At 72.3% G+C, this 15,014-nt stretch carries 12 protein-coding genes; 7 read left to right on the top strand and 5 right to left on the bottom strand.

From position 1 onward, the window contains the following. The first annotated feature begins 23 nt into the window (after positions 1–23). The 5 genes from JS521_RS14310 (at position 24) to JS521_RS14290 (ending at position 7,393) form a co-directional block, all read left to right on the top strand. Positions 24–542, top strand: a complete 519-nt coding sequence (locus JS521_RS14310) for a hypothetical protein (RefSeq protein ID WP_205083360.1) — start codon at positions 24–26, stop codon at positions 540–542. Beyond that, positions 542–1,933 carry a hypothetical protein gene (locus tag JS521_RS14305; protein WP_239487266.1) on the top strand — a complete coding sequence of 464 codons (1,392 nt, stop codon included), beginning with the start codon at positions 542–544 and terminating at the stop codon, positions 1,931–1,933. Before JS521_RS14310 ends, JS521_RS14305 begins: the two co-directional genes overlap by 1 nt. Continuing rightward, positions 1,930–3,315: a VWA domain-containing protein gene (locus JS521_RS14300; RefSeq protein WP_205083358.1), complete on the top strand. Its 1,386-nt coding sequence runs from the start codon at positions 1,930–1,932 to the stop codon at positions 3,313–3,315. The genes JS521_RS14305 and JS521_RS14300 overlap by 4 nt, the downstream gene beginning before the upstream one ends. A gap of 107 nt (positions 3,316–3,422) precedes the next feature. After that, positions 3,423–4,553, top strand: coding sequence for an ATP-binding protein (locus JS521_RS14295; RefSeq protein WP_205083357.1), 1,131 nt, complete (start codon positions 3,423–3,425; stop codon positions 4,551–4,553). Beyond that, complete coding sequence (locus tag JS521_RS14290; RefSeq protein ID WP_205083356.1) at positions 4,550–7,393, top strand: DUF5682 family protein; 2,844 nt, start codon at positions 4,550–4,552, stop codon at positions 7,391–7,393. The genes JS521_RS14295 and JS521_RS14290 overlap by 4 nt, the downstream gene beginning before the upstream one ends. A gap of 76 nt (positions 7,394–7,469) precedes the next feature. Here JS521_RS14290 and JS521_RS14285 read toward each other — a convergent pair whose 3' ends face one another. Then, positions 7,470–8,234, bottom strand: coding sequence for an SDR family oxidoreductase (locus JS521_RS14285; RefSeq protein WP_205083355.1), 765 nt, complete (start codon positions 8,232–8,234; stop codon positions 7,470–7,472). Positions 8,235–8,482: 248 nt separating this feature from the next. Between JS521_RS14285 and JS521_RS14280 the strand changes: the two genes are divergently transcribed. Further along, positions 8,483–9,370: an SIS domain-containing protein gene (locus JS521_RS14280; RefSeq protein WP_205083354.1), complete on the top strand. Its 888-nt coding sequence runs from the start codon at positions 8,483–8,485 to the stop codon at positions 9,368–9,370. A gap of 52 nt (positions 9,371–9,422) precedes the next feature. Further along, complete coding sequence (locus tag JS521_RS14275; protein WP_205083353.1) at positions 9,423–10,292, top strand: class II fructose-bisphosphate aldolase; 870 nt, start codon at positions 9,423–9,425, stop codon at positions 10,290–10,292. A gap of 68 nt (positions 10,293–10,360) precedes the next feature. On the opposite strand, the gene JS521_RS14270 is transcribed toward JS521_RS14275, so the two are convergent. From JS521_RS14270 to JS521_RS14255, 4 genes are read right to left on the bottom strand one after another with little or no spacing between them, the layout of a single operon-like run. Continuing rightward, the gene (locus JS521_RS14270; protein WP_205083352.1) at positions 10,361–11,848 is read right to left on the bottom strand and encodes an HAD-IA family hydrolase; all 1,488 of its coding nucleotides are present in this window, start codon (positions 11,846–11,848) and stop codon (positions 10,361–10,363) included. A 50-nt stretch (positions 11,849–11,898) separates the two neighbouring features. Next, the gene (locus tag JS521_RS14265; protein ID WP_205083351.1) at positions 11,899–12,936 is read right to left on the bottom strand and encodes a hydroxyacid dehydrogenase; all 1,038 of its coding nucleotides are present in this window, start codon (positions 12,934–12,936) and stop codon (positions 11,899–11,901) included. Then, a complete protein-coding gene (locus JS521_RS14260; protein WP_205083350.1) occupies positions 12,933–13,871 on the bottom strand; it encodes a carbohydrate ABC transporter permease in 939 nt (312 codons plus the stop codon). Before JS521_RS14260 ends, JS521_RS14265 begins: the two co-directional genes overlap by 4 nt. Then, positions 13,868–14,869: a carbohydrate ABC transporter permease gene (locus tag JS521_RS14255; protein ID WP_205083349.1), complete on the bottom strand. Its 1,002-nt coding sequence runs from the start codon at positions 14,867–14,869 to the stop codon at positions 13,868–13,870. Before JS521_RS14255 ends, JS521_RS14260 begins: the two co-directional genes overlap by 4 nt. Positions 14,870–15,014: the final 145 nt, after the last annotated feature.

Genomic DNA, 15,014 nt, shown 5'->3' with positions numbered 1-15,014 from the left:
CGTGGACGTCCCCTTTCGCATGCATGGGAGTTGGCGCGTTGTCGGTCTGGGAGCAGTCGAGTACCGCGCGGGTGACGGCGCCCGCGCGCCCGCGGAAACTGGCCAAGGTGCCGTTCGTCGAACTGGCCGACGGACGGTTGCAAGGAGTCGTCTCCAGCGGGTCGGACATCGGGCGGGTGTACGTGTCGTCGGTGGCGGCGCGGACGTACGCGTTCTCGTGCAGCACCAACAACAACCGGCCCTGCGGCGGTGCGCGCGGCATGTTCTGCAAGCACATCCAGGCACTCGTCGGCGAGGCGGTGCTGCAGTACGGGGCGGAGCGCGTCGCCCGTTATCTCGCGGTGGACCCTCCGGACGGGGAGCCCGACGCGCAGTCCCTCACCGCCGCCATGACCGCGACACGGCCGGTGAAGGGCGACTCCGCGGCGGCCGCCCAGGTGTTCAGCCGGTTCCTGCGGCACCTGGCCTATCTCGAACTGGTCCCGGTCACTTTTCCGTTGCCCGAGATGCAGTGGTTCCCGTCGACGCGGGCGGTGGCCTGATGCGCGGTGACCTGCTGTCCGATCCGGTCGAGGGGCTCGACGAGACGCTCGCCGTCGTGGACGCCTTCGACGGGGTGCTGGTGGCCGGTCTGCTGCGGCCGGGGCCCGCCCAGGCGGCCGCGGTCGCCGGGCTCGCCGACGCCGTGGCCGGCACCCCGCTGGCCGTACGGGTCGCGGAGGCGGCGGGCCGGGTGACGGCCGGGGCCGCCGGGGAGGACGACTTCGTGGCACTCGCCGCCGCCCGCAGTGCGCTGCTCGGCTCCGTGCACGACGCGTTGGCGCTGCGCATCGACGAGGCTGTCGGCAGGCCGGGCCCCGAGGAGATGCCCGCTCCCGCCGCCGGTCCGGAGCAGGGAACGAACCTGCTCGCGGCGGCCCGCAGCTGGCTCTGCGACCTCGCGCGCAGCGGCTGGCGGGGCATCGACCACGAGCTGGTCGCCGGGGCGGCGCCGGTGGTCTCCGCGATGCTGCCCGATCCGGGGCTGCGGCGTCGGGCGACGCTGCTCGACGGATTCGCCGCCGAGCTCGCCGCCTCCTGTCCGGGGGCGACCCTGGAGCGCGTGCCGGTGCGCCGCTGGGCCGATCTCTGGTCGCGCGCCCTGCTGTTGACGGTGCCCGGCTCCGCCGGGGAGCGGACCGCCGACGCGGTGACCGGCCGCCTGTTGCCCCTCGGCGTCGATGTGCAGGAGCACGCGACGGCCGTACAGGCCCAGGTCCACGCCGTGTTCGAGCCGGCGGACGGGGGCGCGCCCCGTCTGGTGCGCGCCGGGGTGTCGGCGCCGAAGCCCGACACGGTCGTCGGGGCGGGCCTGTGGCAGTTGCTGCGTCCCCACATGTCCCTGCTCGGCGCCGTGAGCGAGGGCCGCTCGATGGAGCTGGACGCGATGCCGGTGACCGTCGAGGGGGATCTGGTCTGGGACGACGAACGAGCCCGCCCGGGTGAGCCCGCCGACGCCTTCGCCACGGCGCGCGTGATGCTGTCGGCCGCGACGGCCGCCCGTATCGCGCCGCTGGACCGGCACCCCGTCCGGATCGCCGTTCCGGTGCTGCTGGAGGGGTACACGACCAGGAGCGAGGAGGGACGCCTCGCGTTCGATCTCGCCGGGCTGACCGTGGCCGTCGACACCGACCGGATGCCCGCCGCCGGTCCGCTGACGCCCGAGGCGGTCGCCGCCTCCGGTGCCTGTGTCGGGCTGCTGCGCTGGGATGCCGGGGAGTTCCTCCTCCAGCCGCTCGCGGTCGAGGCGACCGTGCGGAAGAAGACCGTCGCCGTGCACGCCGGGGCGTGGGCGGGCGGCACCACGGACAAGGCCGGTGTCCGGGCGGAGAAGGCCGCCACCGACGCCGTCGCCGTGCTGCGCGAACGCGCGGGAAGGCTGTTGCGGAAATGACCGAGGATCTCACCCGGCCGTCGCCGGGCCCCGAAGTCCCGTCCCCGGCCGGGCCCGACCCGTACGAGAACCGCCGTCAGGTGCTGTACTGGCGGCTCCTGGCCCGTCTCTTCGACGGTGAGGAGCAGCCCGCGCTGGAGTCGGCGAGTCTGGGAGTGGTCGAGGACGTCGGGCTGCCGTCCGCGCTGCTGGATCCCGGGACCTCGGTCGACTCGGTCGTGCAGCGCCATCCGGAGCTGGCCGCCGAGTTCGACGGGCTGATGACGCCGGACGACGATGCGGACGGCTCCCGTGACCGGGCGGCGGAGGTTCGGCGTGCCGCGCTGGTGTCGAAAGTGCTGCTGAATGTCTTCGCGACCGGTTCGAGCGCGGTGACCGCCGAGCAGTTGGCGCGCTGGCAGTCCGACGCGGGCTGGCTGGAGCGTGCGCTGGGCTGCCCGCCGGGCGGGCTCCTCGGCGGGCGGGCGGCGGGCGCGGGCCTGGACGCCGGCGGTCTCGGGCCCGAGCTGGCGGCGATCGAGGGCGACCTCGTGGGGCGCATGCGGCTGCGGGAGGTGCTGGCCGATCCGGCGCTGGCGGCGCGGCTGACGCCCAGCATGTCGCTGATCGAGCAGTTGCTGCGCGACAAGGGCAATCTGTCGGGGGTGGCCCTCGCCAACGCCAAGTCGCTCATCCGCCGTTACGTGGACGAGGTGGCCGAGGTGCTGCGTACGCAGGTGGAGAAGGCCACCGTGGGCGAGCTGGACCGTTCGGTGCCGCCCAAGCGCGTCTTCCGCAACCTCGACCTGGACCGCACGATCTGGAAGAACCTCACCAACTGGAGCCCGGAGGAGGAGCGGCTGTATGTGGACCGCCTCTACTACCGGCACACCGTGCGCAGGACGACGCCGCAGCGGCTGATCGTCGTGGTGGACCAGTCCGGTTCGATGGTCGACTCGATGGTGAACTGCACGATTCTGGCCTCGATCTTCGCCGGGCTGCCGAAGGTGGACGTTCATCTCATCGCCTACGACACCCGGTCGATCGATCTCACGCCGTGGGTGCACGACCCGTTCGACGTGCTGTTGCGCACGAATCTGGGCGGTGGGAACGACGGTCCCGTCGCGATGGCGATGGCCCGCCCGAAGATAGCCGAGCCGAAGAACACCGTCATGGTGTGGATCTCGGACTTCTACGAGTTCGACCGCTCCCAGCCGCTGTTCGAGGGCATCGAGGCCGTGCACCGCTCCGGGGTGAAGTTCATCCCTGTCGGCTCGGTGACGAGCTCCGGGCGGCAGGAGGTCAACCCGTGGTTCCGGGAGCGGTTCAAGGCCCTGGGCACACCCGTGGTCTCCGGGCACATGAACAAGCTCGTGCACGAGCTCAAGTCGCTCCTCACCTAGGCGCTGCGGGGCGTGGCCACCACCCGTTGTCGCGCGGCCTCCCCTCCCTCCCCCTTTCAGGCCCTCTCCCCCTTCTCACTTTCCCGCCTGTTCAGAAAGGCCTTCCGATGTCCGACGTGTTGCGTGCCCCCGCCGAGACCAAGTACGCCGAGGAGCTCGACTGGCTGGAGTCGATCGACGACAGCCCCAAGCCGTTCTCGTGGCGGCTTTCCCCGAAGATGGTCCGGCTGTTCGTCCTCGGGTCCGAACGCGCCGACGGCCTGGACCGGGAGATCTCGCAGAAGTGGTTCGGCGACCGCAGCTTCGTGGAGCGCTCGATCGTCACCCTCGCCTCCGACCGGGGTCTGCTGCTGATCGGAGACCCCGGCACCGGCAAGAGCTGGCTGGCCGAGCTGCTGTCCGCCGCGATCTCCCGCAACTCCACGCTGGTGGTGCAGGGTACGGCCGGTACGACCGAGGACCACATCAAGTACGCGTGGAACGTGTCCATGGTCATCGCCAAGGGGCAGTCGCGTGAGTCGATGATCCCCTCACCCATCATGACCGCGATGGAGACGGGCACCATCGGCCGCTTCGAGGAACTGACCCGTTCCACCAGCGACGTCCAGGACGCGCTGATCTCGATCCTCTCGGAGAAGTACATCTCCGTCCCCGAGCTGCAGAGCGACGGCGCGGACGCGGGTGACAACATCGTCTTCGCCAAGCCCGGTTTCTCGATCATCGCGACCGCCAACAGCCGTGACCGGGGCGTCAACGACCTCTCGTCCGCGCTGAAGCGCCGCTTCAACTTCGTGCGCATCCCGGTCGTGACGAACAAGAAGAGCGAGGCGGAGATCGTCCGCTTCCGCACCGAGGAACTGCTGCGCCGGCACGCGATCGACCTGGACGTGCCGCCGACGCTCCTCGACATCCTGCTCCGGAGCTTCGCCGATCTGCGGGCCTCGGCCGCCGCGGCGGGCAGCGACGACGAGAAACTGGAGTCGGCGCTGTCGACGGCGGAGCAGATCGGTGTGCTGGAGGACGCCGTCCTGCACAGCAACTTCTTCGGGGAGCGCACGCTGACCGCACGGTCCCTCGCCTCCTCGCTCGTCGGCTCACTGGCGCGGCGGGATCCGGAGGACCTGGCCATCTTCAACAAGTATCTGCACGGGGTCGTCGAACCGCGCAGCAAGCAGGAGGGCGGCTCCTGGCCGGAGTTCCTGGACGGCGGCCGCGACACGATCGCCACCCTGTCATGAGCGGATCCCCCACGAGCGGCCCCGGACAGACGTCGTTCGCCGCGCTGCGCGGGCAGTTGCACGAGGCAGCCGCCGTCTTCGCCGACGGGCCCGGCGCCCTGGAGGGCATCCTCCTCGGCATGGTCGACGACGTCGACCGGGCGGTGCGTGAGCCGCTGGAGATCTTCCCGGTCTGCCACCACTCCCCCGCCTCCGCCCTCGCCATGGCCCGCCGGCTGCGCGAGAAGCAGCCCAAGGTCGTGTATCTGGAGCTGTGCGAGGACATGGCGCCGCTCCTCGGCGAACTGCGCAACTGCCGCCTGCCGGTGGCGGTCCAGGCCTTCGCGAGCGACGTCGACGGGTTTCCCGCCGAGTGGGCCCCGCTGTCGGTCGTCGCCCCGATCACCGAGGCCTCCGCCGAGTACCAGGCCATCGCGTACGCCCTGGACACCCCGGGTGTGGAGCTGGTCCTCGTCGACCGGTCCTCGGACCATGTCTTCCAGTGGGACAGCCGCCACGGCGAGCGCGGGCCGGAAGGGTCGTCCGGTCCTGCGGACGGGGCTCCGGAGCCCGAGGCGGCGCTGCACGGTGAGGCGGTCGGCGTGGAGATCGGCGACCTGCGGCCCCGCTTCGCGGAGCTGGAGGAGCATCTGCTGCGCCACGGCAAGGTGCGGCACTGGTCGGAATGGTGGCACCAGTACGTCGAGGTTCCGCTCGGCGACAGCGACCACGACGCCTACCGCCAGGTGATGTTCCTCGTCGGCAGCCTGTTCCGGCGGCTCGCTCCCGGCGACGGCGACCGGGTCCGGGTCGACGAGGAGCGCGAGCGGTACATGTGGACCCGGATGCGGGAGCACCTGGCCGTCGGCGGGGTGGACCCGCAGGACTGCCTGTATGTGTGCGGCGCCTTCCACGCGGCGAGCCGGGTCGAGGAGTTCGGCGTGGCGGGCAGCGGTTCGTACGAGATCTCCCCGCGCTCCGCGACGACGTGGCAGCACGGGCTGATCCCGTCCAGCCATGCGGCGATCGAGGCGCAGTTCGGGCTGGCCTCCGGGTCGGTGTCGATCGCCGCGAGCCAGTGGGCGAAGAACCTCAAACGCACCCGGGTGCGGCCCTACCGGCTGGCCGGGCAGGACGGCGCGAAGAAGCCCCGTGCGACGAAGAAGGCGGCCCCCGCCGTCACCGCTCCCCCGCCGGAGGCGGCCGACGACCGGCTCTCCGGGTTTCTGCGGAAGCCTCCGGTCCTCGACACGCTGGACGAGGCCGAGCTGCTGGGCTGGTCGGTGGAGATCGTGCGCGCCGCGCGCCGCGCGGGCTACCTGGCGTCGACCGCCGATGCCATCGCGGTGTTCGAGACGTCGATCCTGCTGGCCGGGATGCGGGACCGGGCCAAGCCCACCCCGTACGACTTCCAGGACGCGGCGATCACCTGCATCGAGAAGGACGCGGTGCCGGGCCGGCGCGACGTGCGGCGCCTCGTCGAGATCATGATGGGCGGCGACCGGATCGGCCGGGTCGGCTACGACGCGCTGCCGCCGCTGGCACGCGATGTGCACGACCGGCTCGCCCCGCTGGAGTTGAAGCTCCAGCAGCGTGGCGTACAGCGTGCCCTGCTGGACATGAACTCCCGCCCGGAGCTGGGGGCGTGCTCGGACGTGCTGTGGATGCTGCGCCGTCTGATGCCGCACGGCGCGGCCCGGCCGATCATGGGTGAGCGGAAGCTCGGCGAGCGGTCGATCCAGGAGTCGTGGGACCTGGCGCTGGGCACTCATCAGCGGGCGCTCATCGAGCTCGGTTACGAGGGCGTGAGCATCGAGCAGGTCCTCGAACAGCGGCTGCGCCGCGACGCGTACGGGCCGAGGGCGACGACCGCGATCGTCCTCGCCGCCGTCGAGGACGCGACCCTGTATCTCGGCGGCCGCCGGCTCGCCGATGAGCTGGGCGCCCGCGCCCTGGAGGTCTTGGCCGCCGAGCGCACGGTGGACGGGGCCCCGGAGGTGCTGCGCCGGATCCGGGGGCTGCTGGCGTACTACCGGACCGCCGAGCCGGTGCTGCCGCCGTGGGTGGAGTCCTTCGTCAAGGCGGGTTACGCGCACTACTGCACCTTGCTGCCGACAGCGTTCACGGACGAGGACGCGACAGCGGGGCAGGTGGCGGCGATGCTGGGCTTCCTGTTCAGCATGGAGGGCCTGGCGCTGTCCCTGGGCTGCGACCGGGCCCAGCTGGAGCTGGCCGTCGCCCAGTCCCGCCCCACGGACCCGGAGCGGACGGCGCTCCTGTGGGCGGCGCAGGTGCAGCTCGGCGCCCTGTCCCGGGCCGAGCTGCGGGAGCGCTGCGACGAGTTGCTGGCGAACCCGATGGTGGTGCCCGCCTATCCGCGCTATCTCAGCGGCTTCGTGCACGCGCTGGTGCCGGTGCCGGGGCTGGCCGACGTGGTGGTGGAGGCGGTGTCGAACGCGTTCGGGCGGCTGCCGGATCCGGTTCTGCTGCCCTGGCTGCCGACCCTGATCACGACGCTGCGCGCCGGCGCCGCGGATCTGGCCCCGCTGTTGATCCGGGAGGCGGGGCGGATCTTCCCGGCCCGGCTCGCGGCGCTGGACGCGTGGGTGCCGCCGTGGCGGGAGATACCGGGAGCCGGTGCGTCGGACGACGGCTGTACGCAGGCGGCCGGAGCACGGGGCCGGGGCGCCGCGCTGCTCTTCGCCCACCCGGGGACGCTCGACGCGGTCGCTGGGCTGCTGGGCTGCGACGGCACGTGGGACGAGCCCGACGCGGGTCCGTCGGGTCCGGCGGGCGCCGCACTGCCGGCCCGTCACCCGGACACCGCCACCGCGTGGGAGTCGCTGCTCGCGGGCGCGTGAGCGCGAGACACGAGAGAGGTGTGCGGTGCCGGGCGGTCCGATCCGCCCGGCGCCGCACGCTTCGGCCGCTCAGATCTCAGATGCCGATGCCGCCCGTGGCGTCGATGCTCTGACCGGTGACCCACCGTGCGTCCTCCGAGGCGAGGAAGGCCACGACGTCGGCGATGTCGGCCGGCTGGCCCAGGCGGCCGAACACGGAGTGCGCCGCGAGAGCCGCCGCTGCCTCGGGCGTCTCGCGTCGCCGGGCGTTCATGTCGGTCGCCACGAACCCGGGCACCACGGTGTTCGCCGTGATGCCTCGCTCCGCCACTTCCTTTGCCACCGCAAGCGTCAGCGTCTCCAACGCGCCTTTGGTCATGGCATAGGTCACCGACTCCGGAAAGGACCGGTGGGCGGCGGCCGACGAGATGTTGACGATCCGTCCTCGGTCCCGCATCAGGGTCAGCCCCTGCTGGATGAGGAAGAGCGGTGCTTTCACGTTCACGGCGAACATCCGGTCGAAGACCTCCGGTGAGGCATCGCTGATCCGCCCGGATCCGCTCACACCGGCGTTGTTGACCAGAACGTCCAGCACCGGTTCTTCTCCCCGGGCCGCCATTCCCGCGCGGAACGCCTCGTACAGGGCTTCGACGTCCCCCGGGACTCCGAGCAGGGATCCCACCGCGAAAGCCTGTCCGCCCGCTTTCCCGATCTCCTCGACGACCTCCTGGGCCGCGTCCCCCCGCTCACCGTAATGAACGGCGACCAGGGCCCCGTCACGTGCGAGCCGCCGGGCGATCGCCCGCCCGATGCCGCGGCTGGCGCCCGTGACCAACGCGACCTTTCCCGACAGCGAACCCATGAATCCATCCCTCTTGCTTCGATCACTCCGCAGATGTCGCGAAGCGCAGCCACCCTACCCATCGACGCAGGGCGGACTGCGCTTCCGCGAAGCGGTGCCCGGACGTGGCCGCCCCCGTGGCCATGGCCGGGGCGAGGCCGCGCCGGGCGCACGAACCTCCCACTCATCTGCTTGATATTGCTTGAAATGCTCGCCTAATATGCAGATTCGAGCATCGATCGCCCGGGAACCACGAACAGGGAGCACAGATGACGCACGTGGCTCAGGAGCTGGCCAGCCAGCCCGACTGCTGGCAGGTGGCCGCCGGCATGGCGGACGGTCTGGCCCACCGGCTTCCGGCGGCCGGCGAGCGCATCGCCGTGGTCGGCTGCGGTACGTCGTACTTCATGGCCCAGGCCTACGCGGCCCTTCGGGAGGGCAGCGGCCAGGGCGAGACCGACGCCTTCGCCGCGTCGGAGTTCCCGGCCGGCCGCCCGTACGACCGGGTCGTGGCGCTGAGCCGCTCCGGCACCACGACGGAGGTGCTCGGACTCCTCGGGCAGATCGGTGACACGACCCGCCGCACGGTGGTCATCGGCGACCCCGACACCCCGATGGCAGCGATGGCCGACGACACGATCGTGCTGGAGTTCGCCGACGAGAAGTCCGTCGTGCAGACCCGCTTCGCGACCTCGGCGCTGACCCTGCTCCGCGCCCATCTGGGCCTGCACAGCGACGCCGTCGTCGAGGACGCCCAGGTCGCGCTGGCCGAGCCGCTGCCCGCCGGTCTGGTGGAGTGCAGCCAGTTCACCTTTCTCGGGCAGGGCTGGAGTGTGGGGCTCGCCAACGAGGCGGCGCTGAAGATGCGCGAGGCGGCGCTCGCCTGGACCGAGGCGTACCCGGCGATGGAGTACCGGCACGGACCGATCAGCATCTCCACCCGCTCCACCGCGACCTGGATGCTCGGCGAGGCCCCGTCCGGCCTGATGGACGAGGTGCACGCGACCGGCGCCCGGTGGGTGGCCGGCGGCCTCGACCCGCTGGCGGAGCTGGTCCGGGTGCAGCGGCTGGCGCTGGCCATCGCGAACGCGCGGGGGCTCGATCCGGACCGGCCGCGCCACCTCACCCGCTCGGTCATCCTCAGCAGCACGGCCTGACGGCCCAGGCCGCCCTCCTCCCCGCCCACCGGACCCTCATCCCGGAGTCGCCATGCCCATCGCCGCCACCGGCGATCTGATCGCCGAGGCCGCCGCACAGCACGGTGCGGTCGCCGCGTTCAACGTCATCACCCTGGAACACGCGGAAGCCGTCGCCGAGGGCGCGGAGGCTGCGGGGTCGCCGGTGATCCTGCAGATCAGTGAGAACGCGGTCGCCTACCACCGGGGCCGGCCACGCCCGCTCGCGCGCGCCGCGGCGGAGATCGCGGACCAGGCCTCCGTCCCCGTCTCGCTGCACCTCGATCATGTGCAGTCCACCGAACTGCTGCACCGGGCGGCGGACTGCGGTTTCAGTTCGGCGATGTTCGACGCCGCCCGGCTGCCGTACGCGGAGAACCTGGCGGCGACCCGCGCCGCCGTCGTATGGGCGCACGAGCGGGGCCTGTGGCTGGAGGCGGAGCTCGGGCAGGTCGGGGGCAAGAACGGGGAGCCGGCGCTCGACGCCCATGCGCCCGGGGCCCGTACGGATCCCGAGGAGGCGCGGTCGTTCGTCGCGGCCACCGGGGTCGACGCGCTGGCCGTGGCGGTCGGCACCTCGCACGCCATGACCTCGCGGGACGCCGTCATCGACCACGCTCTGCTGCGCGGGCTGCGGACGGCCGTGCCGGTCCCGCTGGTGCTGCACGGTTCGTCCGGAGCCTCCGACGAAGAGCTGGCCCGGGCCGTGGCGGGCGGCATCCGCAAGGTCAACATCGGCACCGCGCTGAACATCGCGATGACCGGCGCGATACGGGAGCGGCTGGCCCAGGACGACCGGGGCGTGGACCCGCGCCGCTATCTGGCGGACGGCCGGGACGCGATGGCCCGCACGGTGGCCCGGATGATCGCGGTGCTGCCCTCGGGGCGGGTACAGGCCGCGTGACGACGGAGATGCCGGGGGCCGGAGGGAGTGTGCTGCCCGCCGGTCCCCGGCGTGTTCACGGCGTCACGTCAGGCGGGCTCCCCCTGCCCCCATTCGCGTAGCAAGTCCGTGAGATCCGTCCGTACCCGTCGCCCCGGGGCCGGCGTGATCGGCGTCCGCGAGGGCACGGCCAGCACCCGGCAGCCCGCCGCCTCGGCGGCGGCCACCCCGGTGGGGCTGTCCTCGACCGCCAAGCAGGCTTCGGGTGGCAGCCCCAGGCGCGCGGCCGCCTTCAGACAGGGGTCCGGGAAGGGCTTGGAGCGGTCGCTCTCGCCGTCCGCCACCGTCGTTCGGAACACCTCTCCGCCCAACGTACGCAGGACCGTGTCCACCACGCGGCGCGGCGAAGCCGACACCAGAGCCGCGGGCAGGCCTTCCGCCTCCAGCCGGTCCAGCAGGGCGCGTGCTCCGGGCCGCAGGTCCACGCCGGCTTCGACCGCGGCGAGGAACGTGTCCTCCAGTTCGGTTTCCAGCGCGCCGACCGTGGTGGTCTCCGGGCACAGCTGTACGAGGCGGGCGGCGGTGTCGGCGCAGGTGCGGCCGAGGACCGCGGCCTCGTCCTCCTCGGTGAGGGTGTGGCCGTGGGCCGCCGCGACGCCCCCCCACGCCTCCAGCCAGAGCGGCTCGGTGTCGACGAGCGTGCCGTCCATGTCGAGGAGCACACCGCGCGGCACGGTGGGCACCTCGCGGCCCTCCAGCGTCCAGTGCGAGTCGGGCGTACGGTCCAGGGCCGCGTACACCTGGGCGGCGACGTCCTCGTGCCGGCCCGGGCGGGGGGGGCGGGCCCCGGCGGGGATGTCCGGGCCCGCGCAGGCGAGCCAGGCGGTGCGTTCGGCCGGGCTGCCCCCGCCGTGGCCGCCCTCGTCCCGGTGCCCGTGGTCGGTGACGACGAGGACGGTCCAGGCCTCGTCCTCGTAGGAGGGCCGGGCGCGCAGGGCGGCGAGGAGATCGCCCAGGCGGCGGTCGGCCGCCCGGACCGATGCCTCGTACCCGTCGCCGCAGCCGAGGTGGTGGGCCGTCTCGTCGGGAGCGCCGAGGTAGACGAAGGACGCCTCGGGATCCTCGGAGGTGAGAACGGCGACCGCGTCGCAGCCCGTCCAGGCGTCGGCCTCCTCCCAGGCGGCGGGGGTGTCGGCGGCGGGTGCGTGGTGGGTGAGCCGGGTCGGCCGGCGAAACATCGGACCGCCGTCGGCAACGGTGACCAGCGGTTCCCAGGCCGCTGCGACATAGGTGCGGCGGCCGTCCTGGCGGGCCAGGCGGGTGGCGAAGTCCGGGAAGACGCCGAGGCGGTGGCCGCTGAAGTCGTTGCTCCACACGGCGTGCTTGGTGACGGTCACGCCGGTGACGATCGTCGCCCAGCACGGCCCCGACATGGTGGGCGTGCCCTCCGCCACCGTCACCGGGGCCAGGAAGCCCGCGTCGGCGACCGTGTCGAGGTGCGGGGTGGGCACCCGGTTCAGGGTGTCGAGGCGCACTCCGTCGATGCCGACGACGAGCACACGGCGGGCACGGGACATGGCAGGTCTCCCGGGGAGGTACGAAGGTGGGTACGGGGACGGGGGCGGGTTCAGGCCTGCTGGTGCAGGGTCCGGGGGTCCACCGCGTGGGCGAACGGCAGGCCGTGCGCGTACCGTTCGAGCTCATCGACGGCGGCGTCGGCGAGCCGGTGGAGCTCGCCGCCCTGCGAGCCGGCGATGTGCGGGGTGAGCAGCACGTTCGGCAGGTCGTAGAGGGGCGATTCGGCGGGGAGGACCTCGGGCTCCGTGTGGTCGAGGACGGCGTTCAGGCGTCCGGTGGCCAGCTCCTTCACCAGCGCGTCGGTGTCCACAAGGGAGCCGCGTGCGGTGTTGACGAGGGTCGCCCCGTCCTGCATCAGCGCGAGGCGCGCGGTGTCGAACAGGTGGCGGGTTCCCGGGAGTTCGGGGGCGTGGATGGTGACGACGTCGCTCTCTGCCGCCAGGGCGTCGAGCCCGACGCGCTCCACGCCGAGGACCCTGGCCTCCGCCTCGCCGAGGTACGGGTCGTGGACCAGGACGCGCAGATCGTAGGGGCGCAGCAGCTCGACGACGCGGCGTCCGATGCGGGAGGCGCCCACGATGCCCACGGTGCGGCGGTAGTTGCCGACGCCGGGGAAGCGTTCGAGGAGGTTCACCCGGGAGCGTGCCTGCCGGTAGACGCGGGCGCTCTCCAGGATGTTCTTGTTGGCGAAGAGGATCGCGGCGACCGTGTATTCGGCCACCGGGAAGGCGTTGGCGGTCGCGGCGGTGCTCACGGCGATGCCCCGGTCCCAGACGTCCTGGGTGATGTGGTGTTTGACGGATCCTGCGGCATGGACGACGGCGCGCAGCCGGGGCATGGCACTCAGGGCGGCCGGGTCCAGCGGGGGGCAGCCCCAGCCGGTGAACAGGACCTCGGCCTGGTGGAGTCCGGTGCGCTGGGCGGGGTCGTCGGCGCCGAAGTCGGTGACGAGGAGGCGGGGGTCGAGGTCGGCGACGCGGGCGAGCCGGTCGAGGGCTTCGGGGGCGAGGATCGCGGCCCGGGTCTCGCCGCTCATCGCCAGGACGGTGCGGGGGCGGGTCACCCGGGGCGTGGCGGGGTGGCTCACTTGACGGCTCCTGCGGTGAGGCCCGAGCGCCAGAAGCGCTGGAGGCAGAGGAAGGCGACGATCAGGGGGACGACGGCGACGAGGGAGCCGATGATGACCAGCGGGTAGAGCTCGGGCTGCTGGTAGACGTTCTGGTTCCACATGAACAGGCCCAGGTTGACCGGGTAGAGCCGGTCGTCGTTGAGCATCATGAGCGCGCCGTAGAAGTTGTTCCAGCTCGCGGTGAAGGAGAACAGGAAGATGGTCACGAAGCCGGGCGCGAGCATCGGCAGGGCGACCTTGACGAAGGTCTGCACCTCTCCGGCTCCGTCGACGCGGGCGGCTTCGAGGACCTCGCCCGGCACGTACCCCTCGGAGAAGACGCGGGCCAGGTAGACGCCGAAGGGGTTGACGAGGCTGGGGATCAGGACGGCCCAGTAGGTGTTGACGAGGCCCAGTTCGGAGGCCATCAGGTACAGCGGTAGCTGGACGACGGTGGAGGGGATGAGGACGCCGACGAGGACGATCCCGAACCACTTCTCCCGGCCGCGGAAGGCGTACTTGTCGAAGGCGTAGCCGCAGGCGACGGAGATGAGGGTGGAGAGGAGGGAGGCGACGACGGTGTAGAGGAGGCTGTTGAGCATCCAGCGGACGAAGACGCCGTCGTTGTATTCCAGGAGGGCGTTCAGGTTGGCCAGGAACGCGAAGTCGCCGAGGCTGAACGGGTTGGTGGCGAACAGGTCCCGGTAGCTCTTGGTGGAGGCGATGAGGAGCCAGGTCAGCGGCATCAGGGTGTAGACGGCGACGACGGCGAGCACGGCGTTCACCGCCACCCGGGAGGTGAGGCCGCCGGTGCGGTTCCGGCGTGCGGGCGGCCGTGGTGCGGTGCGGCGTCCGGTCCCCTCGCGCCGGGTGGCGGCGGCCGGTGCCTCGCGGTGGGCTGTCTGGGTGCTCATGAGGCCTTCCACCGGTTGCCGAGCTTGGTGACGACGAAGGACAGCAGGCCGGCGACGAGGGCGAGCAGAAGTGAACTCGCGGCGGCCAGGCCGTAGTCGTGGCCCTTGAAGGCCGCGGTGTAGATGAACATGGTCGGCGACCAGTCCTCGCCCATGGTGTTGGCGCGGAGCTGGACGAGTTTGGGGGCGTCGAAGAGCTGGATGGCGCCGACGCAGGTGAACAGGAGGGTCAGCACGACGGTCGGCCGGATCATGGGGATCTTGACCTGGAGGGCGGTGCGCAGGGCGCCGGCTCCGTCGACGGTCGCGGCTTCCAGGACCTCGCGGGGGACGGCCTGGAGGCCCGCGTAGAAGATGATCATGTTGTAGCCGGTCCACTGCCAGGCGGAGATGTTGACGACGGAGAAGATCGCCTCGTCCTCGCCGAAGAAGTTCCAGTCGGCACCGAACGCGTCGAGGGCTTCGGTGACGGGGCTGAGGCCGGGTGTGTAGAGGTAGAGCCAGATCAGCGAGGCGATCAGGCCGGGCACCGCGTGCGGCAGGAAGTAGGCGATCTGGAAGAAGCGCCTGGCCCGGGCCATGGCCGAGTCGACGAGCAGGGCCAGGATGAGCGCACCGCCGACCATCGCGGGGATGTAGAGGGCGCAGTAGAGGGCGATGTTCCCGAAGGAGCGGAGGAACGCTTCGTTGCCGAGGGCTTCGGTGAAGTTGCCGAACCCGGCGAAGACGCGCTCGGTTCCGCCGAATCCCAGGCCGGAGGATTCCTCCCGGTAGAGGCTCATCCAGGCCGCGTAGATCATCGGCAGGACGGTGACGGCGGCGAAGAGGGCGAAGAACGGGACGGTGAACAGGGCGACGGCCCGGCGCTGTCCGCGTCGTGTGCCGGGGCCGCCAGGGGCGCCGGGCTTTCCCGGTCCGGTGGATACGACGGATACGCCGGGCGGCGGCGCGGACGGGGGTGCTGGGGTCTTGGCCGGCCGGGCGAGTGGGGCTGCCACCTGGTGCTCCTTCGGCGGGTGGGGCGGTCGAGGGGGTGGGGGGGGGGGGGGCCCCCGCGGGGGGGGGCGGGGGCCGGGGCGGGGGGGGCGGGGGGGGGGGGGGGTGGGGGTGGAGTAGCCCCGGCCCGGGGCGCCGCGGCCGCCC

Origin of the sequence: Streptomyces durocortorensis (assembly GCF_016901035.1) — a bacterium.
Lineage (GTDB): Bacteria > Actinomycetota > Actinomycetes > Streptomycetales > Streptomycetaceae > Streptomyces > Streptomyces durocortorensis.
This window is presented reverse-complemented; position numbering and strand designations above follow the sequence as displayed.

Coding starts and splice junctions, on each gene's coding strand:
- JS521_RS14275 (WP_205083353.1), top strand. CDS start 9,423: ATGCCCATCGCCGCCACCGGCGATCTGATCGCCGAGGCCGCCGCACAG.
- JS521_RS14305 (WP_239487266.1), top strand. CDS start 542: ATGCGCGGTGACCTGCTGTCCGATCCGGTCGAGGGGCTCGACGAGACG.
- JS521_RS14280 (WP_205083354.1), top strand. CDS start 8,483: ATGACGCACGTGGCTCAGGAGCTGGCCAGCCAGCCCGACTGCTGGCAG.
- JS521_RS14260 (WP_205083350.1), bottom strand. CDS start 13,871: ATGAGCACCCAGACAGCCCACCGCGAGGCACCGGCCGCCGCCACCCGG.
- JS521_RS14290 (WP_205083356.1), top strand. CDS start 4,550: ATGAGCGGATCCCCCACGAGCGGCCCCGGACAGACGTCGTTCGCCGCG.
- JS521_RS14310 (WP_205083360.1), top strand. CDS start 24: ATGGGAGTTGGCGCGTTGTCGGTCTGGGAGCAGTCGAGTACCGCGCGG.
- JS521_RS14300 (WP_205083358.1), top strand. CDS start 1,930: ATGACCGAGGATCTCACCCGGCCGTCGCCGGGCCCCGAAGTCCCGTCC.
- JS521_RS14285 (WP_205083355.1), bottom strand. CDS start 8,234: ATGGGTTCGCTGTCGGGAAAGGTCGCGTTGGTCACGGGCGCCAGCCGC.
- JS521_RS14295 (WP_205083357.1), top strand. CDS start 3,423: ATGTCCGACGTGTTGCGTGCCCCCGCCGAGACCAAGTACGCCGAGGAG.
- JS521_RS14270 (WP_205083352.1), bottom strand. CDS start 11,848: ATGTCCCGTGCCCGCCGTGTGCTCGTCGTCGGCATCGACGGAGTGCGC.